This is a genomic window from Chroococcidiopsis cubana SAG 39.79, from assembly GCF_003991895.1.
Lineage (GTDB): Bacteria > Cyanobacteriota > Cyanobacteriia > Cyanobacteriales > Chroococcidiopsidaceae > Chroococcidiopsis > Chroococcidiopsis thermalis.
The window spans coordinates 25,867-51,337 of the sequence record NZ_RSCK01000047.1; the positions used below are offsets into that span (position 1 = coordinate 25,867).

A 25,471-nucleotide genomic window follows, 5' to 3' on the forward strand; every position below is an offset into this window, starting at 1 on the left:
CAAAAGCAGTGGCAATGATTGGGCGTTTTTAGTGTTAGTTAATCATAGCGATAGCTGGCGGTTCTGGCGATGAATCTCTCTGTCGATCGCCGTAACATAACCAAATCTCATCACGGTTCCAAAATGATTCTAGCTTGTGATAAGAAGTCGGGAGTTGGGAGTCGCTGGGGGACAAGGGAGACAAGGGAGACAAGGGGGACAAGGGAGACAAGGGAGACAAGGAAGCAGTGACCAGTGACCTGTTACCAGTTAACAATCCACTACACCCCACACCCCACACCCTACACCCCTTCTTCACTGATAACTGATAACTGCTACATTCTAAAGTACTGGATTAATGACTACAAGCTATGAAAGCCCAGGTATTTCGCGGTGTGGATCGATTGAGTTATGAGGAATTACCCGTACCAGTTATTGAAGCGGATGAAGTCTTGGTGCAAGTGCGGGTTGTTGGCTTATGCCAATCAGATATCAAAAAGATTCGCTATCCTCTCTACGAACCACCGCGCATTTTTGGGCATGAAACGGCTGGAGTTGTCGCCGCAATTGGAAACCAAGTTAGCGATTGGCAAGTAGGACAGCGAGTCGTGGTGATGCACCACATTCCCTGTATGCGTTGTCGCTATTGCCTGAATGACAATTTTTCTATGTGTGAGGTTTATAAAAATATCTCTACAACGGCTGGTTTTGTGCCTAGTGGGGGTGGATTTGCTGAATATGTGAAAGTACCCGGTCACATTGTCCGCAATGGTGGCTTGATTCCGATTCCCGATCGCGTTAGCTTTGAGCAAGCGAGTTTTGTCGAGCCAACGAATTGCTGTCTCAAAGCAGTCAAAAAGGCACAAATTGCCCCAGGACAAACGGTATTAGTGACTGGTGCGGGTCCCATCGGACTCATGTTCGTGATGTTAGTTAAATACTTCGGTGCAAGGGCGATCGCTACCGATTTATTACCATCGCGGCTCGAAAAAGCTTTACAATTAGGAGCCGATGCTGCTTTTGATGCGCGCGATCGCGACTTAAGCACTAAAATTCAAGCTTTAACAGACGGTTTGGGAGTCGATACGACTCTACTTGCCGTCCCTAGTGAAAAGGCGTTTGCTCAAGCTCTCGATGGCACGCGCAAGGGTGGTAAGATTCTGTTTTTTGCCGAATTTCCCGACGAGGTTGAAATTTCCCTCAATCCTAATCTTATCTATCGCCGCGAAATCGATTTAATTGGCAGTTATAGTTCTTCTTATCGCCTGCAAAGTCTTGCTGTCGATCTTGTTTTCAATCGCTGCATTGACGTTGATGCCTTAATCAGCGATCGCTATCCCCTACAACAACTCTCAGCAGCCGTAGAGCAAGCTGTCAACCCTACGCCCGATACCTATAAGATTCTCATCTATCCCCAGTAGTATAGAGCTGAGGGTGCTTATGATGCTGAGGGAGTTGAGGGGGAGAATACCAACCAACTACCAACTACCAACTACCAATTACCCACACTCTACTTACGACTTACGACTTCTATTTTGCGCCTTTTATCTTTATCATCTATCTATTAGCAGATGTTTGGCGCTAAGTTTGATTCAGCTAAATTTTTAACATGGACTCATCTTTTCCGACCCGGGGACAATTAGAACGCACTCTATCGCAACGCATTCAAGCGCTGTATCGCGCTCAGTTAGAGCATCGACCAAGCCAAGTTTTTTGTCAAATGTTTGATGAAAAAATTGCGATTATTCTGGAAGATGTAGTAACTCAGCCGGAACAACTGCTAGTAGAAAGCGGGAAAGAGGAATTAGGCGAAAAAGTTAGAGAAGAATTAGATCAAGCACTTCAACCCCAACTAAAAGACCTAATTGAGGAAATTGTGGGTGTAGAAGTATTGGATATTCTGAGTAATACCAAAATAGAGACGGGTCGGACTGCAACAGTTGCTATCTTAGCTAGCCCGCCGTCTGTACGCAATTCTTAGTTTAGTTGTAGATCGATGGTAGAGCGTTCTTGGCTGCGATTGTCAACCATTAACTATCAACTATCAACTATCAACCATTAGCTATCAAGTTTTCCAATTCCACCAAAGGCATACTTCCGAATTACCGTTTCTAATTGGACAATATCATAAGGTTTGATCGCGCATTCTACGCAGCCTGCGGTAATGAAACTTTCTTTATCTTCAGTTCTTGCCATTGCTGTCACCGCAATAATTGGAATTGCCTGAGTTTGCGGGTCTTGTTTGAGAGTTCGCGTCACATCTATACCGCTAATATCTGGCAGCATCATGTCTAACAAAATTAAGCTGGGACGATAGCTTTTTGCCTTGAGAATTGCACTCTTTCCATCAACCGCAGTGATATAGTCGCAATCGGCGATCGCTAAAATTTGGGCGAGTAACTGCAAGTTATCATCGTTATCATCTACAGCTAAAACAAGCGGCTGAAAAGAATCTGCCTCTAGAGAGAAACTAAAACGAGTTTGCATGTCCATAATACGTTTGGAGCTAGTCGTAGAAGTAAGAAAATTTTTGTTGCACGACATGACAACAAAGATGGTTGCTTCTACGACGAGGCATTCCCCCTAGCGGCAATCGCAATCGGCGCTGGTGATGAATTGGCTCGTACTAGCCGCTGTAGGTTGCTCGTCTCCGTACTCAGTACGAATGTAAGTAGCAAGCTAGCAACAGCAAGCAACAACATTGAATTTTACTGCAATTTGTAATTTTTGCTACGCATACCAAAAATTACGCCAATAGACAATCTCATGCTGGTTGAAAGCTACAAATTGTCATAAATGAAAATATATCATTAAATTTCTCGATTTTGGCAAGAAATAGCAAGATTTGGACGGCGATCGCGTATCATAGCTAACTAAGGTTAAAGTGTAGCCATATACAGCCTTAAATTTCGCGTTCAGGCAATCTTTTAACAGTTATCAGTTGACAGTTTATCAGTGAAGAAAGAGTATAGGGTGTAATGAGTGGCAAGTAATTTAATTGTGATTTGTGACTGGTAACTTACCTTGCGCCCTGCTCCCTGCTCCCTTATAAAGATCTACATCTCAAGGCTGATTAATGCGATCGCTTATACTGATAAATTTTAGGAAAATTTACTTATTCGTTTTTGCTGCTGGCACGATATGGAAGAATCTTTATCTCCCACGTTAGAGCAGCTACAACAAGAGTTAGTACAGCAAGTTATAGAACTTTACCGTACTCACCTCGGATACAAGCTGCCCCAAGTTTCTTGTCATATTGTCGATCGAACAGTCACAATATTGGCAGATGATTCTATTACCCGATTAGAACAGTTTTTAGGAGAAAATCAACAGATAGATCTTGCTTCACAAGTTAGAACTAACTTGCTCAAATTCTTAGAACCGCACCTGCAATCTTTAATTGAACAGACGATTGGCGTACCTGTAGTGGACGTAATTTGCAACAGTACATTTGAAACTGGTCGTACTAGCATTGTTGCTCTTTTGGATAGCGCTCCCAACATCTCAGGTTTAGACACTACAAGGCGAGTCAAACAAAGGCTAAAGTCGGATTCAAACCCAGATAGCGACAAATAACAGCTTCTAAATCGTCTAGCATATAAGGCTTACTAATATAAGCACTACAGCCTGCTGCGAGTAAACTTTCTCGATCTTCGGCTCGTGCTAATGCTGTTACTGCAATGACGGTGATGTTTTGCGTCTGCGGGTTTTGCTTGAGCATCCGGGTAATTTCCGTACCGCAGATGTCCGGTAATAATATGTCCAGCAAGATGAGGTCGGGGCGCTGCTGTTGGGCAATACTAATCGTGGAGCGCCCATCTTTTGCGGTGATGATATGACAATTTAGAGGGTAAAGAACTTCAGTCAGCAGCTCTAAATTATCTTCATCATCATCTACAGCCAAAATCAGGGGTTGATGCATTTTTGACAGGTAATTATTCTGAGCTAGGAGTTCCAAAACCATCCTCCGGTGTGGAAAGTTGCCAAGTTACAAACAAAATTTATCTCTAGAGGATAAAAGGCACTCCCCAAGCGGCGATCCGGCGCTTGCAATGGACTGGCTCTCAACTACATTTTTGCTAGATATTATTTTGAATTTAAGGCTTAACTCTTTTAAGCAAAAAGGACAGAATTAAATCAACAGAAGTTATGATGACTGATGCAATTCTAGCTCAATTCAACCTGAAAGATAAATTTCTCATGAACTTAGTTGAATAATTTTGTAGCAATAGTTACATCTGTGAACATTAGCGAACATTTGTAGAGTCCAGTAGCTAAGCTAAATTAGTACGAGCCTCCACAAAAAAACGCTCAAATTTAAGCTTTTTTTTAGAATAGACAATTATTCAAGATCTGGCAAGGTTTGCAGCTACCAATAACCTAGCCATATTATTTCACTATCAAAAAGTTGTAGTTATTTATACATTTATTTGAACGCTTGCGGCGGTAAAGAGGTAATTTTCTAGCAAAAATAGGAATGTGGAGGGGACAAGGGGGATAAGAGAGCTGAGGGAGCTGAGGGAGACAAGGAGGACAAGGGAGACAAGGTAGAAATTTAATCCGAAATCTAAAATCCAAAATTAAATTCACACCCCACACCCTACACCCCATTCTTCACTGGTCACTGGTCACTGATAACTGATAACTATTTACCCTTACCCCTCATTTTGGAGGTTTGAGTTATGGCGATCGCAACGATTAATCCGGCAACTGGGGAAACAATTGAAACTTTTACAGCGCTAAGCGAGGCAGAAATAGCCACGAAATTAGAGTTGGCACAACAGGCTTTCGAGCAATATCGACGAGTGCCGATGCAGCAAAAATCTCAGTGGATGAATGCCGCAGCCAAGATTTTGGAACGCGACAAAGAAAAATTTGGCAAATTGATGACCCTGGAAATGGGTAAGACTGTAAAAAGCGCGATCGCCGAAGTCGAAAAGTGCGCTTTGGTCTGTCGTTACTATGCCGAACGCGCAGCTGAATTTTTAGCAGACGTATCGGTAGGAACAGATGCCAGCCACAGTTTCGTCCGCTATCAACCACTAGGAATTATCCTCGCGGTGATGCCGTGGAATTTTCCCTTTTGGCAAGTCTTTCGCTTCGCCGCACCAGCTTTGATGGCAGGTAATGTCGGTCTGCTCAAACACGCTTCTAACGTACCGCAATGCGCTTTAGCAATTGAAGAGATCTTTAAAGAGGCAGGATTGCCTACAGGAGTCTTCCAAACTTTACTAGTAGGGTCGCAACAGGTAGCGGCAATTATCGCCGACCCACGAGTCAAAGCTGCCACTTTAACAGGTAGCGAACCAGCGGGAGCGAGTTTAGCAGCAGCGGCGGGCAAACAAATTAAGAAAACAGTGTTGGAATTGGGGGGAAGCGATCCATTTATTGTCATGCCGAGTGCCGACATCGAAGCAGCTGCTAGCACGGCTGTCACTGCCAGAATGTTATGTAACGGTCAATCGTGTATTGCCGCAAAAAGATTTATCATTACCGAGGCGATCGCCGAGCAATTTGAAAAACTTTTGGTAGCAAAATTTGCGGCGCTCAAAGTTGGCGATCCAATGTTACCTGATACAGATGTCGGTCCCCTAGCTACGCCAAGTATGCTAGAAGATATAGACCACCAAGTACAGGAGTGCGTCAAGGTGGGGGCAAAAGTTTTAATTGGAGGTCAACCGCCAGCCGAACGAGCGGGAAACTTCTACCTGCCGACGATTGTGAGTCAAATTCCGGTGGATGCAGCGATCGCCCAAGAAGAATTTTTTGGTCCGGTAGCTCTCCTATTTCGAGTTGCAGATCTAGACGCAGCGATTCAACTTGCCAATGCTACCCCGTTCGGCTTGGGAGCGAGTATTTGGACGCAAGACGCAACAGAAAGAGACAGAGCGATCGCCGAAATTGAAGCAGGATCGGTGTTTGTTAACGGTATGGTCAAATCAGACCCCAGGCTACCTTTTGGTGGCATTAAGCACTCTGGATACGGCAGGGAACTGAGCATTCAGGGTATACATGAGTTCGTGAATGTTAAAACTGTGTGGATAAAGTAAGAGGGGTTAGGAGCGAGGAGTGAGGGGTTAGGGATAAGAGGCAAGAGGTAAGAAGCATTAGTTAGTTTTGACTTTTAACTTTTAACTTTTGACTTTTCCCGACTCCCGACTCCCGACTCCCCACAAACAAGGAGAAAGGTAGATGAATACGGCAGAACTGTTAGTGCAATGTTTGGAAAATGAAGGCGTGGAATACGTGTTTGGTTTACCAGGGGAAGAGAACCTGCACGTTTTGGAGGCGTTGAAGAAATCTTCCATTCAATTCATTACCACCCGTCACGAACAGGGTGCAGCGTTCATGGCGGATGTTTACGGACGCTTGACAGGGAAAGCTGGAGTATGCCTCTCTACCTTGGGTCCAGGGGCAACTAATTTGATGACAGGGGTAGCGGATGCAAATTTAGATGGTGCGCCACTGGTGGCGATTACCGGACAGGTGGGGACGGATCGGATGCATATCGAATCTCACCAATACTTAGATTTGGTGGCTATGTTTGCCCCCGTAACGAAGTGGAGCGCCCAGATCGTTCGCCCCAGCATTACACCAGAGCTGGTTCGCAGGGCATTCAAGCGATCGCAAAGTGAAAAACCTGGTGCAGTGCATATTGACGTACCAGAGAACATCGCGGCGATGCCAGCGGCAGGTACACCTCTGAGTATAACTGGCTTAGAAAAAACTTATGCTTCATTTCACAGTATTAACGAGGCAGCTGAGGCAATTTCTAAAGCTCACAATCCCTTAATCTTAGTCGGCAATGGCGCAATTCGGGCAAATGCCAGCGAAGCGGTTACGGAATTTGCTACGCGCTTGAATATCCCTGTTATCAACACTTTTATGGGTAAAGGCGTAATTCCTTACACCCATCCTTTAGCTTTGTGGGCAGTAGGATTGCAACTGCGAGATTTTATTAATTGCGCTTTTGACAATACAGATTTAGTTATTTCTATTGGTTATGACTTGATCGAATATTCGCCCAAACGCTGGAACCCAGCAGGTGAGATCCCCATCGTCCATGTCGGAGCAAATCCAGCCGAAATTGATAGTAGCTACATTCCATTGGCGGAAGTCGTAGGGGATATTTCTGATTCCTTGAATGAAATTTTGCAACGTGCCGATCGCAGTGGCAAGCCGAATCCTTACGCTTTGGAACTGCAAGCAGATATTCGAGCTGATTACGAACACTATGCTAACGATCCTGGCTATCCGATCAAGCCGCAAAAATTAATTTACGACCTGCGGCAGGTGTTAGGACCAGAAGATATTTTAATTTCTGATGTTGGGGCGCATAAGATGTGGATTGCCCGCAATTATCATTGCGATCGCCCCAATACTTGTTTAATCTCTAATGGTTTTGCGGCGATGGGAATTGCAATTCCAGGGGCGATCGCGGCTAAGCTAGTTTATCCCGATCGCAAAGTGATTGCCGCTACTGGTGACGGTGGTTTCATGATGAATTGTCAGGAGTTGGAAACAGCCTTGCGTGTCGGACACCCATTTGTCACCCTAATTTTTAATGATGGCGGCTACGGCTTAATTGAATGGAAGCAGCACAATCAATTCGGCGAATCAACCTACGTCCACTTTGGCAATCCAGATTTTGTCAAATTAGCTGAAAGTATGGGACTCAAAGGCTACCGTGTAGAATCGGCAACTGATTTGATCCCCATGCTCAAGGCTGCTTTAGCTGATGATGTCCCAGCCGTAATCGATTGTCCTGTAGACTACCGTGAAAACCTACGCTTGACACAAAAATCTGGGGATCTTAGCTGCAAGCTGTGGGAGTAGTCAGAAGTCAGAAGTCAAGATGGTAGTTGGTAATGGGTAATTGGTAGTGGTGAGTGATGAATGGGGTGTGGGGTGTGGGGTGTAGGGTGTGGGGTGTGGGGTGTAGGGTGTGGGGAATTAATTGTGAATTGCTCCCTTGTCCCCCTCAGCTCTCTTCCCCCAGCTCCCAGCTCGTCCCTGCTCCCTGCTCCCTCAATTAGATTTTTTGTGGGATGGACAAGATGTCCATCCCTTTTATTTTGAAATGTCGAACTTGGCTATATGTATCTTTTATCACAAATAATTGAACGTACTTTCAATCAAAATATGAACCGAGCTAAAAGTTACAGGCTTAGCGTCAGCTAGTCGATGAATCGATCTGCCTAATTTGATTGAATCAGTTTGCCTAAATCAGCGTGAATTTATAAGTGTGATTGTGAGGAGCAAGTGAACAAGCAAAAAATATTTGCGATCGCCAATTCCCAGCTAGCGATCGGTATTTGGAGATGGAATAAATCTGGGCGGCTGGCGATCGCAATAGGTTTAGGGTTAATACTATTGGTTGGTACGATTTCAATCTCAGTTCCCGTCATCGCCGCCGGACGGACGCAAAAAATTCTTTCAACTCCCGCAAACGTGATTTGGGGAGAATTATTTAAACCAGATAGCAAGCCCATCGCCCGCGTCAAATCGGGCGATCGCGTGGTTATGGAGACAATATCTCACGAAGGTATCCTCCCAGATCAAGGAGACACCGTTCGGTTTTTCGCCCAGGGTGGCATTCCCAAAAATCCTAAAAGTACGATTTCTCGACAGCAGATCCTCTCAGACCAGCTACAAACTAAAGCCAAAGTGAAAAAGACTGGTCCCGGTCCTCACGTTATTACTGGACCAGTTTACATAGAGGGCGCAGTACCAGGCGATGTTTTGGAGATTAAGACTCTAGACATCAATTACAGATCGCCTTATGGTGCAATTTCCAATCGTCACGGCAAAGGAGCATTACCTGGCGAGTATCCTGAAAATAACGCTCCCATCTACTCCAAAGTTATCGCCATAGATGCCAGGCGGGAAGTGGGCATTTTTCAACCTGCCAACAACCTACCACCAATTGAGATCCCGTTGAAACCTTTTATCGGATTGATGGGAGTCGTGCCTGCTAACCCAGCCGATGCAGCGAATTCCGTACCACCTGGGAACTATGGTGGTAATTTGGACATCAAACTTCTAGGACGTGGTTCGAGCTTGTATTTACCCGTACAAGTTCCTGGCGCACTATTTTATGCTGGCGATCCCCATTGCGCTCAAGCAAATGGCGAAGTTGCTTTGACGGCGATCGAGTGTTCCTTAACTCCCACGTTTGAATTTGTCTTGCACAAAGATATGAAGTTAGCAACTCCAATGGGGGAAACAAAGGATGCTTGGATTGCTGTCGGATTAGATAAAGATCTGGATGAAGCCATGAAAAAATCTGTCAGAGAATACTTGCAAATTGCCAATGAGAAGTATGGCATGACAAAACAAGATGCCTTGATGCTAGGTAGTGCGGCAATTGATTTTGATGTTTCTCAGGTAGTAGATATTGTGAAAGGAATTCACGGAACGATCCCCAAGCAGTTGTTTCCTACTAAGTAATTCAGCCAGAAATCCAGCCAAAGTCAATTCGTAGGGACTTACATCTGTCTGTCCCTACAGCTCATCTACATAGAATTACTAATTACAAAATACGAATTACAAATTACAATTCACAAGTTATACGCAACTTATATTTGCCAAGACTCTATGCTGAATTCTCATTCTCATCACGGTCATTCTCATCATGGTATCCACGGCTGCACTTGTCATACACTAAGCAACTACGATCGCAAAATTAAATTATTATGGACGGCACTGATCGCGATCGCCAGTTTTGCCGCACTTGAGTTTGGGGTGGGCTATTGGAGTCATAGTTTAGCTTTACAAGCTGAATCCGGTCATTTGCTCTCAGATAGCTTTGCTTTGGCTTTGTCTCTGCTAGCAGCTTGGTTCGTACAGCGACAAGCAGCTAGAGGAGAAAATTTTGCCCGTATGCGGATCGAAGCTATCGCCGCTGTACTCAATGGTTTGGGACTGGTAGCGATCGCAGTTTGGATTGCAATTGAATCTGTCTCTCGCCTCCAGTCTCCACCGACAGAGATCCTCAGTTTACCCATGTTGGTGACTGCTGGGGTAGGTTTGGGAGTCAATGGGTTTAATGTCTTTTTACTGCACGACAGCAGCCATCACGATCTCAACGTCCGAGGTGCTTTTCTACATATTTTGGCAGATCTAATTAGTTCGATCGGCGTAATTGTAGCAGCGATCGCAATCTGGCTCATGCATTGGTTATGGGTAGATGGCGCAGTTGGCTTATTTGTATCTAGTTTGATATTTGTTAGTGCCATTCCTTTGATTATTCAAAGTCTCAATTCAATTCGTAACAAAGTGAGTCTTGAGCAGTGATAGCGATTGACTCCCAACTATCTAATCAGCCTGCATTTCCTCTTCGGCGCAAATGGTTAACTCCGTGGGTTGGCAGCGCTTGATAACAATTGTAATTCCTTGCGCTCCCTCACTATCAAGGTCTTCAACGTAACCAGGATAAGCTGCTTTTGCTTCATCGTGCGTTGAAAAAGGTCCAAAATAGTAAGTGCAGCGTGGCTTTGTCGTGATAATTTCTACCCACCAATCAGTTTCCTGCACCACCCTAAACCCAGCGAATGCTTGTTTGATTCGATCTAGTAATCTCATACTAAATATACTGTAGCTACTTCAATTATGTATGGTTTCTATCGGAAGAAGGAAAAAATTCTCAAAATTTTTTAATTACTAAATCAACTGCGATCGACAATACCAAAAAATATGGTTGCTCTACTAGATAACAACAGATTGTTTTCATCTTATCAATGCAAAACAGAATTTTCGATCGTTCTAAATTGTAGCGTTAAAACTTAAATAAACAACGATTAATATAATCCATAATTTGCAACTTGTTAATGTACGATCTGCAATGGAGCGATCGTGGGTAATTAAGTAGTGAGTGGCTAGTGGCTGGTGGCTAGACTATTTGCTAGTCATCAGCCACTCGTGACTAGTCACTCTCTTGTGATAGTGATAACTGATAACTGATAACTGATAAATGAAGATTGCCACTTGGAATGTGAACTCGGTTCGTACCCGCCTAGAGCAGGTGATTGATTGGTTAAGACAAACTCCAGTAGATGTACTGTGTTTACAAGAAACCAAAGTCGTAGATGCAGATTTTCCGCGATCGCCCTTCGAGCATCTAGGTTATTATGTATACGCTTCTGGGCAAAAGTCCTATAACGGCGTTGCTATCCTCAGTCAACAGCCGTTACAAGACGTAAGTACTGGGTTTGCACCACTGTTAGTAGAGAGCGGTATTGTAGAAGCTGAGTTACTCGCAGCTTTAGACGAACAGAAGCGAGTAATTGCAGGTACGCTCGATCGCGTCCGCATCGTCAATCTTTACGTCCCTAATGGTGCGGCAGTGGGCAGTGAAAAATATGAATATAAGTTAGGGTGGTTAAAAGTCCTGCGGGAATATTTGCGATCGCAGTTGCTCGTTTCTCCGGTGATGTGTGTTTGCGGTGATTTTAATATTGCTCCCGACGAGCGAGATCTGCACGATCCAGACAAGCTGACAGGTCAAATTATGGCATCAGAACTAGAACGTCAAGCCTTGCAGGAGATTTTAGCACTAGGGTTTGCCGATGCCTTTCGCAAATTTATCACAGAAGGCGGACACTATAGCTGGTGGGACTATCGCACCGCAGCATTCCGCCGCAATTTAGGTTGGCGGATCGATCATCTATACTTATCGCCACAATTGTACCAGCAGGCGATCGCTTGTTGGATCGATCCCGCACCGCGAAAGCTACCCAAGCCTAGCGACCATACACCAGTTGTTGTGGAATTTTAGCAATATGAGATTTTTGTTATTTTTTAGATTTCTCCTAACCAAAAGTGTACCGAAACCCTCCTTAAAAAGGGGAGTTGGGGGGATCTTAATCGCGATCGCTCTGAGTTTACCAGCAATTGCCCAACAACCACCCGCAGCCGACATCCGCGACGCATGGAAGCCAGTTTACAAACAACTACCTAATCTTCCACTAGAAAATAAGTACGTTAGTAGAGAGTCAGGAAAAGTCAATCCAGATAGCACTCTTGTCAACCGCTTAATTGAGTATCACGTTTATGTCAAAGGTCGAGCGCCCAACTACCGTCTAGATTGGAAATTAACCCTAGCAGATTATTTAGGGGCAAACGAACTCATTCAAGACACTACGTATCCAGGGGCAAAAACCTTACATCAAAATCCCCTAGAAGGCGATCGCGCTGCGATTAACCGCCTCAACCGCCAACAGCGAGATGCTTTAGTACAAACTCTAGTGAATGTCTTTACTCCCGAAACCTCCACATCTCCCACCACCGAACCTCCTACCAACAACCAACAACCACCAACCAACAACCAACAACCAACAACCTTTTCTCAGCCAAAACCAGGAGACGCAGACTTATTGAAATGAATTGGTAATGGGTAATTGGTAATGGGTAATCGGTAGTTGGTGGTTAGTCACTAATAACTGATAACTGATTCCCTCTTGACACGGGGAACGTAACATCATAGTCTAGCAAGAGTTAATGAAAATTGTTGGCAACTATTTTCTATGGGTTCTGATAATGTTGCTATCCAGCAGCGAGAGAAAGAAGCGCGATCGCTGAAGACTCTTTTAGCTTGTAGCTTAGTTGGTTCTGTAGCTTTGCACGTTGGTCTGCTATACGCAGGTATTGATAAATTATGGCAAAGGAATTTCACCCAGCCGCCGAAACCCATTGAAGTTGTTATCGTCAATCCTCCTAAAAAACCGGAGGTCAAGAAGCCAGAACCCAAACCAGAACCACCAAAACCAAAACCGCAGCCACGGCGGGTACAACAGCCCAGAGTCAGACAGCCTCAACGAGTCGTACGTCAGACACCTCCTCCAAAAGTTGTTAGGGCTACACCCAAGCCCGTACCGCGCGCTGTTGCACCGAAGCCTGCGCCTCCTCCACCTCCGGTAGCCACACCTAATCCTCAGTTAAGAAGCCAGCTATCGAATCTCAGGAACGAGAGGGCAACGCAGGAAAAAGTATTAACTGGTAGAGGTAATCCTCAAGCACCCGCTGTAGCTCCTAGAACTCCTGTAGCAGCAGGACCCCGAACTGTCAGACAACCGCGCAGCGAAACGGGTGATTCCGAAGGTTCCAACACTCTAACTTGTCGCCGTTGTCCTGAACCCAGGTATCCAGCCAGTGCTAGAAGGCGGGGAGTAGAGGGGGTTCCCAAAGTTGCTTTCTATGTAGATTCGGATGGGAATGTGAGCAACGCGCAGTTAGTGCAGTCTAGCGGTGATGCAGACCTAGATGCAGCGGCACTTAGGCAGGTAACTCGTTGGAAATATAACGATCTCAAAAGGGGAAGACGTGTCGTGCTAAGAGTGCGTTTCGTCCTCAACTAAGATTGGAGCCGCTCTTGTATTTAAACTCGATCGCATATGCGATCGAGTTTAAACTTTCAAATTTCCCAATTTTGAAATTTTGTATAAAAAAAGACTTGTTTTCATAGCAGTTGTGAAATACTTAAAATTTAATGCTATTAGTTTGCATTAATAATGATAAAATTTCCTAGTTGAAGGTAGATTTATAACTCAGTAATTCAGCATATAGCTTGCGCTTGAGCTGTATTAAATCGCTGTGGCTTTGTGTGAGGAAACACTGTGAATAAAATGCATTTGGTCAGTTGTGTGGGACTGGCTGGAATTGCTGTGGCTATTGTGGCACAGCCAGTAAGAGCTGATGTAGTTAAGGTAACATCTGTAGAAATTCAACCGACAGCATCAGGAACAGAGATTGTCTTAAAAACAACGAGTAACGAATCGCTGCAAGTTTTTACATCTAGTTTTGGTAAAACTTTTGTTGCTAATGTTGTCAATACTCAATTACAAATTTCAGATAGAAATAATCTGCGACAAATAAACCCTGTAAAGGGCATTGCAGCGGTGACAGTTAGCGAAACTGGAGCCAATAGTCTCCGTGTTGTGGTGACGGGTGAGACAGAGTTACCGAAGGTACGGGTACGACAAAGCGAAAATGGTTTGGTTCTGAGTGCAACCACATCTACAACAGCTGCAACTCAACCCCCAGCAGCACCAGCAGCACCACCTGCAAGCGAGACACAGCCACAAGTCACTACACCGCAGTCAGAAGTTCCCCCTACAGAAGGTGAAGTCCAACAGCTAACAACACAGAGAGATGAGGAATCAGAAATCGTAGTCACGGGAGAGCGAGAAACTGGCTATCGCGTTCCTAACTCCACAACAGCAACTAAGACCGATACACCCATCCGCGATGTCCCAGGAAACATTCAAGTCATTCCGCGAGAGGTGATAGAAGACCAGGGAGCAGTTCGCATCAACGACGTACTGCGTAACGTTAGCGGTGTCAATTTCTCCACAGACGCTGGCGGTCGTAGCCCCACCTATAACGTGCGGGGATTTGAGGCTATCCAATTCAAAAACGGGTTAAGAGAGGACAGACAATTTAACACTCGTACTTACCCAGAAACAGCAAATATCGAGCAAATTGAAGTGCTAAAAGGACCAGCTTCCGTCCTGTTTGGACAAGCACAACCTGGAGGAATCATTAACTTTACGACTAAAAGACCGCTACCCGAACCCTTTTACCAAATTGATTTCACGGCAGGAAGTTACGATTTCTATCGTCCGACGCTGAATTTTTCGGGTCCGCTCAACTCTGATGGTACGCTTGCTTATCGGTTGAACGCTGCTTACGAACACGCCGAAAGTTTCCGAGATTTTGTTTCAACGGAGCGGTATTTCATCGCTCCCGTAGTTTCGTGGAGAATTAGCCCCAATACCAGCTTAACTTTTGAAGGAGAGTATCTGCGCGATCGCCGACCGATTGACCGAGGTTTAGTAGCCGTTGGTGACGAAGTAGCTGACATTCCCTTGAGTCGCTTTTTGGGCGATCCCTCTTACGAGCAAGAAATGGACGAATTTCGCACTTATCTTTATCTAGACCATCGCTTCAGCGAAAATTTATCACTCAGAACTGCCTTGCGGTACACCAGTAGTAAGGAAATCTATAACTCTGTAGAAGCAAACGAACTGGAAGCAGATGACCGGACTTTACTTTTAGCTCGTTATTTTGGCGGTCAGTATTACGAGACTTATACGCTACAAAATGACTTGACTTGGAAGTTTAACACGGGAGCGATCGCGCATACGTTGTTGTTCGGTGTCGAACTCGCTAGACAGACGGGACGATACTTCGAGGATGCAACAGCGGCAGAATCCCCATCAATAGATATTTTCGATCCCGACTACGAATCTGTCTTTGATTTTCCTTTCTCACTCGAACCCGATCCTGCCTATAACGGTGGTAAGCTTTCATCAGATACGATTGCCTTTTATTTGCAAGATCAAATTGCTTTTACTGACAATCTGAAACTGGTTCTAGGCGGCAGATTTGATAGTTTTGACTCAGAAGAAAGATATCCTGGTGACCCAACATTAAACGTTGATACAGAAGCCAGCGAATTTTCACCGCGAGTTGGAATTGTTTATCAACCAATTCAACCAATTTCTCTCTATGCCAACTACAGCCGCGCTTTCATACCGCAGACTGGTAGGCTTACTGGTGGCGGTGCTGTTGAACCAGAGATTGGAGAACAATACGAAGTCGGTGTTAAAGGTGAGTTTTTGGACGGTCGGCTTGCCTCAACTTTAGCTTTTTACGATATTACCAAGAGTAACGTTCTGACTGACGATGCCAATAATCCCGATCCTGACTTTTCGATTCAGGTAGGCGAACAACAAAGTAAAGGGTTTGAATTCGATGTATCGGGAGAAATTCTACCAGGGTGGAACGTTATTGCCTCCTATGCCTACACCGACGCGGAAATTAGTGCTGATAATACTTATGCCGTTGGCAATCGCCTCAACAACGTCCCTTTTAATACTGCTAGTTTATGGACGAAATATACGATTCAAAGCGGTTCGCTAGCAGGTTTAGGATTTGGCGCTGGCATCTTTTATGTCGATAGTCGAGCAGGGGATTTGGATAACTCTTTTACAGTCCCAGATTTTACACGGGTAGATGCTGCTATTTATTACGAAAGAGACAACTTTAAAGCAGCATTAAATTTCAAGAACTTATTTGATGTCGAATATTTTGAAGGAGTACAGAGTAGAACGCAAGCAATTCCTGGTGCGCCGTTTACAGTTCAGGGAACAGTTTCGTGGCAGTTTTAAGCTGAGTGATTTTTTGTCGCGATCGCTTTTCTTAATTGTTTCAAATTTGGTGTGAGGAAATTTCAATGAAGTCGCAGATCTATTCTTTATTGCTTGTTGTTAGTGCCGCAGTTGCGATCGCGCCAACAGTGTGCGCGACTGAAGCAGAGTCGATCCCCCCAACCCCCCTTAAAAAAGGGGGCAATTTACTCTCCCCAACCCCCCAAAACACAGCAAAGAGCAATTTACTCTCCCTAACCCCCCTTGTTAAGGGGGGAGCCACAGGCGGGGGGATCTGGGGATTTATGGCACAACAGACTAAAATTACCCAAGTTACTAACGTACAACTGCAACAAACAGATAAAGGACTGGCAGTTATTTTAGAAACACCAGAGGGTGAATCATTGCAAGTCTTTCCTGCTGGTTTCGGTAATACTTTCGTCGCCAACATTCCCAACGCACAACTGGCAGAAGGTAAAACTGTTCGTCAAGAAAACCCAGCATCAGGGATTGCGTCTATTGCAGTGACGCAGCAGGGAACGAATAATATCCGCGTTACGGTGACGGGAACGAGAGATTTACCCAAGGTAGAAGTAGCAACGAGCGATCGCGCTATCACCTTAACTCTACCAGAGGCGTTAGCCCAACAACCCGCACCCCCAGCATCAACTGCACCACCTCAAACCCAAGCGACACCAGAAGCAACACCACCACAAGAAGCAGTTCCCCCAAAAGAAGGGGAAACTCAACAGCCAACAACCACACAAGGGGAAGAACAAGAAATTGTCGTCACCGACGAACGAGAAACTGGATATAGCGTTCCCGACGCATCGACTGCTACTAGAACGGACACACCCATTCGAGATATACCACAATCAATTCAAGTTATTCCTCAACAAGTTCTAGAAGATCAGCAAGCCATCCGACTCAAGGAGGCTTTGCGTAATGTCAGTGGTGTTTCGGAAGATAGTAACTTTGGCGGCGCACTGGATCGGTTTAACATTCGGGGTTTTTCGCAGAATACAGTTTTGCGAGATGGCTTCAGGATCGGTGAAGGGGGTTTGCGAGAGACTGCTAATTTAGAAAGAATAGAAATTCTTAAGGGTCCATCTTCAGTTTTATATGGTAGCCTCGAACCAGGGGGAATTGTTAACCTCGTAACAAAACAGCCCCTGAGCGAGCCTTTCTACTCTTTCGACTTCCAAGCAGGAAGCTACGATCTCTATCGCCCCAGCATCGATCTATCTGGTCCGCTCAACGCCGATAAAACATTACTTTATCGATTAAATGCCGTTTACGAAAGCTCAGATAGCTTCCGCGATTACGACCAGAATACCGAACGCTTTTTCATTGCACCCGTATTGACTTGGAAAATTGGTGACAATACTAGCCTAAATTTTGAATTTGACTACTTAAATCTTGAGCAACCATTCGATCGCGGTGTTGTAGCCTTTGGTGATGGAGTGGCAGATATTCCAATTACACGAGTTCTAGGCGACCCAAATGATGTTTACAAACTAGAAGAAATTGGGGCTGGCTATCGGCTAGAGCATCGATTTAACGAAAACTTGTTATTACGCAATGCTTTTCGATTTCAACAGTCTAATACCTTTGACCAGAAAACTCAACCAGGTGAACTTGATGAAGCAACGGGTGACTTTATCGAACGGAGATTTGACTCTAATGATGATACTGAGAAAAGATACGCCTTACAAACCGATCTGACGGGAAAATTTTCTACGGGTTCAATTCAACACACTTTGTTATTTGGGTTCGATCTAGCTAGAGAAGAAGGAGGAGGAACAAACAATGGATTGCCGTTTACTCCTGACATCAATATTTTTAATCCAGTATATGGCTTCCGAAGACCACTTTCTGAATATACCGTGCCAAGACGAGATGACTTTTCCAAAACAGATAGGCTCGGTATTTTTCTGCAAGATCAGATTGCTTTGTTAGATAATTTAAAATTGCTAATTGGTGGACGTTTCGATGTTGTAGACCAAGAGAGTGAAGATAGACTAGAAGACACTTCTTCCAGTCAATCTGAAGATGCTTTCTCGCCTCGAATTGGTATAGTTTATCAACCGATTGAGCCGATTTCACTTTACGCCAGCTATAGTCAATCGTTTGTGCCTAATTCTGCGACTAGAGTTGATGGTTCGTTTCTAGAACCTGAAAGAGGAACGCAATACGAAGTTGGTATTAAAGGCGAGTTATTTGACGGCAGACTCGCTGCAACGCTTGCAGGATACGAAATTACCAAAAAAAATGTTGGCACGACCGATCCCGATAATCCTGACTTTTCGCTACCACTAGGTGAAGTCAGAAGTCGAGGAATTGAATTCGATGTGAATGGGGAAATTCTTCCTGGCTGGAATATCATTGCTTCCTACGGTCATATTGATAGCGAAGTAACGGCAAGCAGCGATCCTGAATCTTTTCCAGTTGGTTTACGAACAGCTAACGTTCCCCGAAATACTGCTAGTCTTTGGACGACTTATAGAATTCAAAGCGGTGATTTGCAAGGTTTAGGGTTTGGAATTGGCTTGTTTCATGCTGATGAAAAACCAGGTGACGATGAGAATACCTATGAGTTACCAAGCTACGTCCGCACTGATGCTGCTATCTTTTATCGACGTAACAATTGGCAAGCGGCAATCAATTTTAGAAATCTTTTTGATGTGAAGTACTACGAAAGTGTCAATTTTGGTAGAGGAGCAATTCAACCTGGTACACCGTTTACAGTTATCGGCTCATTCTCAGTAGAATTCTGATTGGAGTATTTACCGTGCCATCGTGCCATCTCGCTCATTCCTACAACAAATCTTCTTTTGCCACCTTTTCCAAGGGGGGTTAGGGAGATCTTTCTTATACGTACCTGTAACAATGATGGTACTATTTACTCAACCAGTATGGGCTGATAGTGAAAAAGATCTGCGCGATGCCGAAGGCGGTTCGCTTCGCGACCATCGCAATCCCAATCTTGACAACTGCGCGATCGCTAACTCTTTCCAAGCTGCACACGTGAATTGGGATAGGGTTAAAAATTGTCATGGTAAGAAGCGATCGCATCAAACAAGCAGAGAATTTGATTTTGACGATTATTCTCTAAATGGGTTTTATGTACTTGAATTTACGTGGAGTGACGAGTTTAAAACTGGAATTCTTCAGCATGAAATGGGTTTTGGGATAGAATTGAATAAATCTCCGTTTGTACTATCTGCTAAAACCACCGATACTCAAGCAGACAAACAATTTAATTTCATAAACTCAACAACAATTCCTTTGCCGTTTTCTCTAGCTGATTTTACTAGTAGACAAAACTCATTGTCCTTATATCTTGAGAATGAAATTGCTATAGGAAAGCGACTTAGTATATTTTTTGAGGGTAATCTAGACTTAGTAATTAACGATATTACAGACCTACCCGATGAAATCCCTAATATTAGTCAACAAGACTACGTAGCATTTAATCCAGAACTAGAAATCTCATATCAAATTAGTGACTCGCTTTCTATCTATACTAATTTAAGTTACTCCTCTCTCCCAGTTCCAAAAATTTCTAGTATTTTGTTAAAACCAGAAATAGAAAATGGTTTAGAAGTAGGCATTGAGACAGATTTTTTTAACGATCGCTTTTCTGCTACTCTTTATTTATACGACGGCATTCAGCGAAACGTAACTTTAACAAATGCAAACGATCCTGAATTGGAAGTTTTGGCAGAAAAACAAAAAAGTCAAGATATCGGTTTTGAAATAGTCGGTGAGATTACCCCTGGATGGGATGCGATCTTGTATTATGCTTACACAAAGGCACGCATTGCCAAATCGTCACAATTGCCTGTAGATTCTCAAGTTCCCAACATTGCCAGTCATAGTGGTGGTTTTTGGACGACATATGAGATTCAGGCAGGTACATTACAAGGTTTGGGTTTTGGGGGTGGTGTGCGGTACGTTGGCGATCGCCCAGGTAATATTGAGAATAGTTTTAAACTACCGAGTTACTGGCAGACAGATTTAGCAGTCTTCTACCAGCGCGAAAACTGGAAAGCTGCACTCAGCATTGAAAACCTGTTCGATGTAAATTATTTCGACGGCACGCCTCTGACTGTTTTAGGAACGATCTTTGTAGAATTTTAAGCTAAATTACTTGAGACTGCTTTTAAATAAGAGTAAACTTTATAGCTAGTAAGTGATAACTATACTCACTTATGAGATACTTTGACTAGGTTTAGTTTTAATCTCTAATTCATAGCTAGGCGATCGCCACCGCCAACCAAGGCGGCAACAGACATTTTTCCATGCAAAATCTACTATGAAAACTAAAACACTGCGCAGTATTGCATTTAGCTTGCATAGATACATTGGGCTAGCTGTAGGGCTGATTTTAATTATTGTTGGCGTAACAGGTAGCTTTTTAGTGTTTCAGAAAGAATTTGACCAATATTTATTACAGCGCCAATTTGCGCAAATAACCCCACAACCGCAGCGCGTCGCAATAGAATCCGTTGTTAATACTGTAAAAGCAACTTACCGCGATCGCCCCGAACTCAAACTAGCTTCTATTGATACTCTGCCCCACAACCCGACTTACAGAGTGCGGCTGAGAACGGAGGATGACAAAACCACTGATGTTTATGTCAATCCTTATACAGGGAAAATTTTAGGCGATCGCGTTTGGGAAGATAGTATCATCGGCATTGTATTTAGACTCCATTACGCGCTTCTAGCAGGTGACATTGGGATCAAAATTGTTGGAATCGTTGCCTTGCTACTTCTGGTTCTCAGTCTTACAGGTATCTTTTTATGGTCTGGTTGGCGTAAGCTAATCAGTGGCTTCAAGATTAAATGGCAAGCGCACCCCAAACGAGTTAATTATGACATTCATAAAGTTGCAGGTATCTTTACTGCTATATTTTTGGGTTTGACTGCTTTTACAGGTTTCTGCTGGAATTTTTACGATTACGCCGAACCTGCAATCTATGCCCTGACTTTCACGCCAAAATCACCTGAACCAGTTTCTCAAATTGTTACAGGTAAGTCACCTTTGGGAATAACAGAGATTTTGAAAACAGCGGATGCGGCTTTACCTAATACAGAGACTACTTTTATCAACCTACCCAGGAAACCAGAAGACGCATTCACTATCTATAAAAAACATCCTCAAGAGTCGAACGAATATGGCGACAGTAGCGTTTATCTCGACCAATATAGCGGCAAAATATTAAAACTCATAGATGGACAAAACTTACCTTTAGCAAAAAAAGTACTCGGATCTTTTACACCTCTGCACTACGGCACATTTTGGGGATTACCCAGCCGTGTTCTCTACGTATTAGTTGGACTTGCACCTCTAATTTTATTCGTTACTGGCTTTGTTATGTGGCGCTACCGTTATCGAGGCAAAAAAATTGCAGATCGAATAGATGTCGCCAGAGAACCAGTACAAAGACATTAATGCATATTTAGGGCGATCGCCTCAATCTATTTGAGAATTAACAGCAAGAATCTGAGAATTCTACGACTGGCTGTCTCCATAAACTGGACGATGCCAGTCAAAGCTTACATCCTCACAAACAGACAGCACGACATCACTGTCTTTAACCTGCAATCCTTGCCACTGGCAGCATTTCACCTTCCAGTCATGTCCCTCGATTGCCATAGCTGCAACATAGTTGACAGCTGGGATAAACGACCGAAGCAACCATCGCTCTGCCGCAGCGCGATCGCCATTTATACTGAGTAGTTGGGCAGGTCGATCTGGTAGCAGTGAAACATCAAATTGGTTTAAAGGAAGTGCTAATCCATCTCCAAGTGCTTTGAGGATAGCTTCTTTGCAAGTCCAACCGTGGAAAAAGGCTGCTGGCTGCTGGCTGGAAGGAAGCGCGAGAAAAGTCGTGCGTTCTCTGGTTGAAAAGAATTGAGCAACGATTTGCTCTAATTCAGGTATGTGACGAACGTATTCTATGTCAATTCCAATTTGGCGATCGCAAGTAAAAGCATACAAAGCTAAGTCTTGGGAATGAGATAAATTAAAATGCAGCAAGTCGCACGTCTTCAGTGCTGGTTTACCATGACTGCCGTAACAAAACTGTAATTGGTGAGGTTCGATATCTAAATAGTAACTGAGAATGCTTCTGAGGATACCGCGACCGATAATAAAACGGTTTCTATCTGCTTCAAAATGAAAGCGATTTGCTCGATCTAATTCATCAACAGATAAGGTTTTAACTAATTGTGGCAAATATGCTGAATTTTGGCTGAGGCTAGCACGCCAAATGTGAATCTCGTGTTGTGGCAGTACTAAGCTTTCAGAATTCGCAATCATATTGGTATGGTATCTACAACTATATTCTGCTCTTGTAACAATTTTGCTGCCATTTGGCTATCAACTGGTTTTGAGAAGAGATATCCTTGTCCGCTACCGCAATTAAGTGCTTTGAGTTGAGCTAAATGTTTTAATGTTTCTACTCCCTCAGCTACCACATCCATACCCAAATTAGCTGCAAGAGTGACAATAGTACGGACAATCTCAAATTGTTCGCTGTCGATATCAATCTTATTAATAAAAGAGCGATCAATTTTCAAAGTATGTGTCGGAAAGCGATATAAATATGCTAACGACGAATAACCTGTACCAAAGTCATCAATTGAGAGCTGAATTCCCAGAGATTGTAACTGAAACAGCATTGTGGTTGCTATTTCAGCATTATCCATAATTACGCTTTCTGTAATTTCCAGCTTTAAACTTTGGGCAGGTACGTTTGTTTCCCGCAGAATTTCAGTAATTTCTTCTACTAAATTAGTTTGAGTAAACTGCTTGGCAGAAAGATTGATGCTCATGACTAACGATTGATATTCAGGAAATTGTATTTTCCAAGCACTCAACTGACGGCACGCTTCTCGTAATACCCACCAGCCAATCGGAACGATCAAACCTGTTTCCTCTGCTACTGGAATAAATTCGGCTGGTGAAACTAAACCTCTCTGTGGGTGTTGCCAGCGAATAAGTGCTTCAAAACCTGTAATTGCACTTGTTTTAAGCGAAACAATTGGCTGATAATATAATTGAAATTCTCGTCGTTCTAGTCCACGTCGCAAGTCAGTTTCTAATTGTAAAAGTGCAGCGGCTCGCGTGTGCATAGTGGTATTAAATACTTCGTAGCGAGCTTTACCTGTAGCTTTAGCGCGATACATGGCTATATCTGCGTCGCGAAGTAAATCTTCTGGGCGTTCGTAATTAAAACTACTGAGAGTAATCCCGATACTAGCACTCGTAAAAACCTCGTTACCACTGAGATTGAAAGAGCGCGTTAATTCTTCTTGTAGCCGATTGGCAATATTAGTAGCCACATTTTCATCTTTAATATCTTCTAATAAAATCGTAAACTCATCGCCACCTAAACGAGCAACAGTATCGCCAACTCGCAAATATTTTTCTAGACGACGGGCGATCGCAATGAGTAGTTGATCGCCTACTGAATGACCTAAACTATCGTTAATTAACTTAAAGCGATCCAGGTCAAAGAAAAGCACGGCAAATAAATAATTTCTTCGCCTTTTTGCCAGAGAAATTGCATGACTTAACCGATCCATAAATAAAACTCGGTTAGGCAATCCAGTTAGTGCATCATGTAGAGCATCATGGAGTAACTGTTCTTCGGTAACTTTGCGGTTAGTAATATCAGATTGCGTTCCTACTATGCGATACGCTTCTCCTGATGTATCCCGGATAATAATTCCTCGGCTAAGCATCCAACGATAAGTTTTCCCCTTGCATAAAATCCGGTATTCGCTCTCAAACTTAGAATTTAGCTCAGAGAGATGATTGAGCATTTCCATTTTGATGCGTTCCACATCTCCAGGATGAATGCGATAAAACCATTCATCTAAAGAGTTCATCTCATTGTCTGAATAGTCCAGCATTGATTTCCATTGAGAAGAAAAGTAAATCGCATTAGTTTTTAAATTCCAATCCCAAATGCCATCATTAGTAGCCTGCAAAGCCAGAATGTAGCGTTCTTCACTCTCTCACAATAACATTTCTCTTTGCTGACGAGCAGTTAAATCGATTTCAATCAAAATTGCAGTATTTTCTAGCGCAGTTTTTTGCGCCACTATTAGCAAGTTACGAGTACTGCTATCAGCTTGAATCTCTAGTTCCTTATAAATGGTTTGCTCTGGTTGAGAAAAAAAAGCTTGAATAAACTCAAGAAAATGACAATTTGAATTATAAAAACTAATAGGCTGCCCAATTAATTCTTCTGTATGCAAGTTTTGAGCTTGAACCAGATGTTGATTGACCGCAAGAATCTTTAATTCCGAATTAATCCAGTAAGCTGGTAGAGGTATAAGATCGAAAACGCTTCGCTCCTGTAATTTTTCTTGTTGCTCGTCCTGTTGAATTGCTGGTAACCCAGTATGTTGAGATTGGAAAGCCCAATAAGCAAGTAAAACTGCAATACTAGCTAAAATAGATAACAAGCTGACTGCGATCGCTTGACTGGTAGCACCATAGCGGCTATTTGGCAGTAGGTAAAATATGCAGCTAAAAGTTACAAAATTGCACGTCAGGAATAGTGCGATTGTAACTTGCAAGGCTGTGAATTTCCGCGATATATTCGCAGTACTAGTTGGATGAGACGGCAGTTTCAGTTGAGTGTCAAAGTTAGTGTAAGAGCAATGACAGCTAGGATCTATATTTTCAGGTAAAGACTGATTTAACTCTAACTTCTCCATAATCTTCTATAAAATGTAGCTATTCGATCTCAACTCGATAAATCGTACTAAGCTATTCTGTTAGACGGGTAAAGTGGCTCTAGAATATCCATAGTCAATATAATTTGACATAAACTAGATTCAGAGTGTAATAGTAAACATCCTGAAAATTTAATTCAAAGTTAGAGAGACACTCTACCTCAATGGAGTTTTTCTTTTGATGTTTTCAGCTAAGCTAAGTAGAAATTCGGTATTTAATCGCAGTTTATTATACTAATTGCAGAGTTGGTAAGATTTTTTATTATAGGATCGGTGTTTTCTCTAGGTTTTTTTCTCAACCTGCTACACAAACTAATATGGCGATCGCTATTTAGAGCAAATATGCGCCCAATCTTACTCCCATACTAGGCAATTTCGGATACTAGAGCGATCAAACTAGTTATCTATTCAATAATTTCTGTATAGATTTACACTTAAAAGCTGTGGTACTCCTCAAGCGTGACCGCCGAGCTTCAGTAAAGTTAGGGAATCTACAGATGTTATCTACTGGAGTTTAGACTAACCAATGACAAAATGACTCAGCAGTACTGAGTTAACAAGCTACCCAGCTAAAAATATAAAAA

General features: G+C 43.3%; 21 protein-coding genes and 1 pseudogene. 15 read left to right on the forward strand and 7 right to left on the reverse strand.

Annotated elements, in window-relative coordinates; all coding sequences use genetic code 11:
• The first annotated feature begins 69 nt into the window (after window positions 1-69).
• The 3 genes from DSM107010_RS38685 (at window position 70) to DSM107010_RS23185 (ending at window position 1,960) form a co-directional block, all read left to right on the forward strand.
• On the forward strand, window positions 70-231 hold the full coding sequence (locus tag DSM107010_RS38685) for a hypothetical protein (RefSeq protein WP_158631850.1): 162 nt from the start codon (window positions 70-72) through the stop codon (window positions 229-231).
• Between the two features lie 119 nt (window positions 232-350).
• Entirely contained in the window at window positions 351-1,400 is a 1,050-nt protein-coding gene (locus DSM107010_RS23180; RefSeq protein ID WP_015153963.1) for a zinc-dependent dehydrogenase, read from the forward strand.
• A 188-nt stretch (window positions 1,401-1,588) separates the two neighbouring features.
• On the forward strand, window positions 1,589-1,960 hold the full coding sequence (locus tag DSM107010_RS23185; RefSeq protein ID WP_015153962.1) for a Na-translocating system protein MpsC family protein: 372 nt from the start codon (window positions 1,589-1,591) through the stop codon (window positions 1,958-1,960).
• Between the two features lie 77 nt (window positions 1,961-2,037).
• On the opposite strand, the gene DSM107010_RS23190 is transcribed toward DSM107010_RS23185, so the two are convergent.
• Window positions 2,038-2,472: a response regulator gene (locus DSM107010_RS23190; RefSeq protein WP_015153961.1), complete on the reverse strand. Its 435-nt coding sequence runs from the start codon at window positions 2,470-2,472 to the stop codon at window positions 2,038-2,040.
• 648 nt (window positions 2,473-3,120) lie between these two features.
• On the opposite strand from DSM107010_RS23190, the gene DSM107010_RS23195 reads away from it, so the two are divergent.
• Window positions 3,121-3,555: a Na-translocating system protein MpsC family protein gene (locus DSM107010_RS23195; RefSeq protein ID WP_015153960.1), complete on the forward strand. Its 435-nt coding sequence runs from the start codon at window positions 3,121-3,123 to the stop codon at window positions 3,553-3,555.
• Here the strand turns inward: DSM107010_RS23195 and DSM107010_RS23200 are convergent.
• On the reverse strand, window positions 3,509-3,901 hold the full coding sequence (locus DSM107010_RS23200; RefSeq protein WP_233222841.1) for a response regulator: 393 nt from the start codon (window positions 3,899-3,901) through the stop codon (window positions 3,509-3,511). The genes DSM107010_RS23195 and DSM107010_RS23200 overlap by 47 nt on opposite strands.
• A 760-nt stretch (window positions 3,902-4,661) precedes the next feature.
• Between DSM107010_RS23200 and DSM107010_RS23205 the strand changes: the two genes are divergently transcribed.
• The 4 genes from DSM107010_RS23205 (at window position 4,662) to DSM107010_RS23220 (ending at window position 10,275) form a co-directional block, all read left to right on the forward strand.
• A complete protein-coding gene (locus DSM107010_RS23205; RefSeq protein ID WP_106170900.1) occupies window positions 4,662-6,029 on the forward strand; it encodes an NAD-dependent succinate-semialdehyde dehydrogenase in 1,368 nt (455 codons plus the stop codon).
• Between the two features lie 142 nt (window positions 6,030-6,171).
• Entirely contained in the window at window positions 6,172-7,815 is a 1,644-nt protein-coding gene (locus DSM107010_RS23210; protein WP_015153957.1) for an acetolactate synthase large subunit, read from the forward strand.
• Window positions 7,816-8,241: 426 nt separating this feature from the next.
• On the forward strand, window positions 8,242-9,429 hold the full coding sequence (locus tag DSM107010_RS23215) for an acetamidase/formamidase family protein (protein WP_106168747.1): 1,188 nt from the start codon (window positions 8,242-8,244) through the stop codon (window positions 9,427-9,429).
• A gap of 147 nt (window positions 9,430-9,576) precedes the next feature.
• Complete coding sequence (locus tag DSM107010_RS23220) at window positions 9,577-10,275, forward strand: cation diffusion facilitator family transporter (protein ID WP_106168746.1); 699 nt, start codon at window positions 9,577-9,579, stop codon at window positions 10,273-10,275.
• A gap of 21 nt (window positions 10,276-10,296) precedes the next feature.
• Here the strand turns inward: DSM107010_RS23220 and DSM107010_RS23225 are convergent, their stop codons facing one another.
• Window positions 10,297-10,563: a DUF1816 domain-containing protein gene (locus DSM107010_RS23225; RefSeq protein ID WP_015153954.1), complete on the reverse strand. Its 267-nt coding sequence runs from the start codon at window positions 10,561-10,563 to the stop codon at window positions 10,297-10,299.
• 388 nt (window positions 10,564-10,951) lie between these two features.
• On the opposite strand from DSM107010_RS23225, the gene xth reads away from it, so the two are divergent.
• The 7 genes from xth (at window position 10,952) to DSM107010_RS23260 (ending at window position 21,588) form a co-directional block, all read left to right on the forward strand.
• Window positions 10,952-11,755, forward strand: a complete 804-nt coding sequence (gene xth, locus DSM107010_RS23230; protein WP_015153953.1) for an exodeoxyribonuclease III — start codon at window positions 10,952-10,954, stop codon at window positions 11,753-11,755.
• A gap of 4 nt (window positions 11,756-11,759) precedes the next feature.
• Window positions 11,760-12,362: a hypothetical protein gene (locus tag DSM107010_RS23235; protein ID WP_106168745.1), complete on the forward strand. Its 603-nt coding sequence runs from the start codon at window positions 11,760-11,762 to the stop codon at window positions 12,360-12,362.
• Between the two features lie 141 nt (window positions 12,363-12,503).
• Window positions 12,504-13,334, forward strand: a complete 831-nt coding sequence (locus DSM107010_RS23240) for an energy transducer TonB (protein WP_015153951.1) — start codon at window positions 12,504-12,506, stop codon at window positions 13,332-13,334.
• A 267-nt stretch (window positions 13,335-13,601) separates the two neighbouring features.
• A complete protein-coding gene (locus DSM107010_RS23245) occupies window positions 13,602-16,148 on the forward strand; it encodes a TonB-dependent siderophore receptor (protein ID WP_106168744.1) in 2,547 nt (848 codons plus the stop codon).
• 65 nt (window positions 16,149-16,213) lie between these two features.
• On the forward strand, window positions 16,214-18,904 hold the full coding sequence (locus tag DSM107010_RS23250) for a TonB-dependent receptor (RefSeq protein WP_127024048.1): 2,691 nt from the start codon (window positions 16,214-16,216) through the stop codon (window positions 18,902-18,904).
• A gap of 112 nt (window positions 18,905-19,016) precedes the next feature.
• The gene (locus tag DSM107010_RS23255) at window positions 19,017-20,270 is read left to right on the forward strand and encodes a TonB-dependent siderophore receptor (protein WP_106168662.1); all 1,254 of its coding nucleotides are present in this window, start codon (window positions 19,017-19,019) and stop codon (window positions 20,268-20,270) included.
• Between the two features lie 175 nt (window positions 20,271-20,445).
• On the forward strand, window positions 20,446-21,588 hold the full coding sequence (locus tag DSM107010_RS23260; protein ID WP_106168661.1) for a PepSY-associated TM helix domain-containing protein: 1,143 nt from the start codon (window positions 20,446-20,448) through the stop codon (window positions 21,586-21,588).
• Between the two features lie 60 nt (window positions 21,589-21,648).
• On the opposite strand, the gene DSM107010_RS23265 is transcribed toward DSM107010_RS23260, so the two are convergent.
• The 4 genes and pseudogenes from DSM107010_RS23265 to DSM107010_RS23275 form a co-directional block, all read right to left on the reverse strand.
• Complete coding sequence (locus DSM107010_RS23265) at window positions 21,649-22,458, reverse strand: 4'-phosphopantetheinyl transferase family protein (RefSeq protein ID WP_015153946.1); 810 nt, start codon at window positions 22,456-22,458, stop codon at window positions 21,649-21,651.
• Window positions 22,455-23,273, reverse strand: coding sequence for a putative bifunctional diguanylate cyclase/phosphodiesterase (locus DSM107010_RS42390; RefSeq protein WP_258183942.1), 819 nt, complete (start codon window positions 23,271-23,273; stop codon window positions 22,455-22,457). The genes DSM107010_RS23265 and DSM107010_RS42390 overlap by 4 nt, the downstream gene beginning before the upstream one ends.
• Window positions 23,274-23,297: 24 nt before the next feature.
• Window positions 23,298-24,149, reverse strand: a pseudogene (locus DSM107010_RS42395) (PAS domain-containing protein); the annotation flags it as partial.
• A gap of 12 nt (window positions 24,150-24,161) precedes the next feature.
• Complete coding sequence (locus DSM107010_RS23275; RefSeq protein WP_106168659.1) at window positions 24,162-24,869, reverse strand: nitrogen regulation protein NR(II); 708 nt, start codon at window positions 24,867-24,869, stop codon at window positions 24,162-24,164.
• Between the last annotated feature and the right edge of the window lie 602 nt (window positions 24,870-25,471).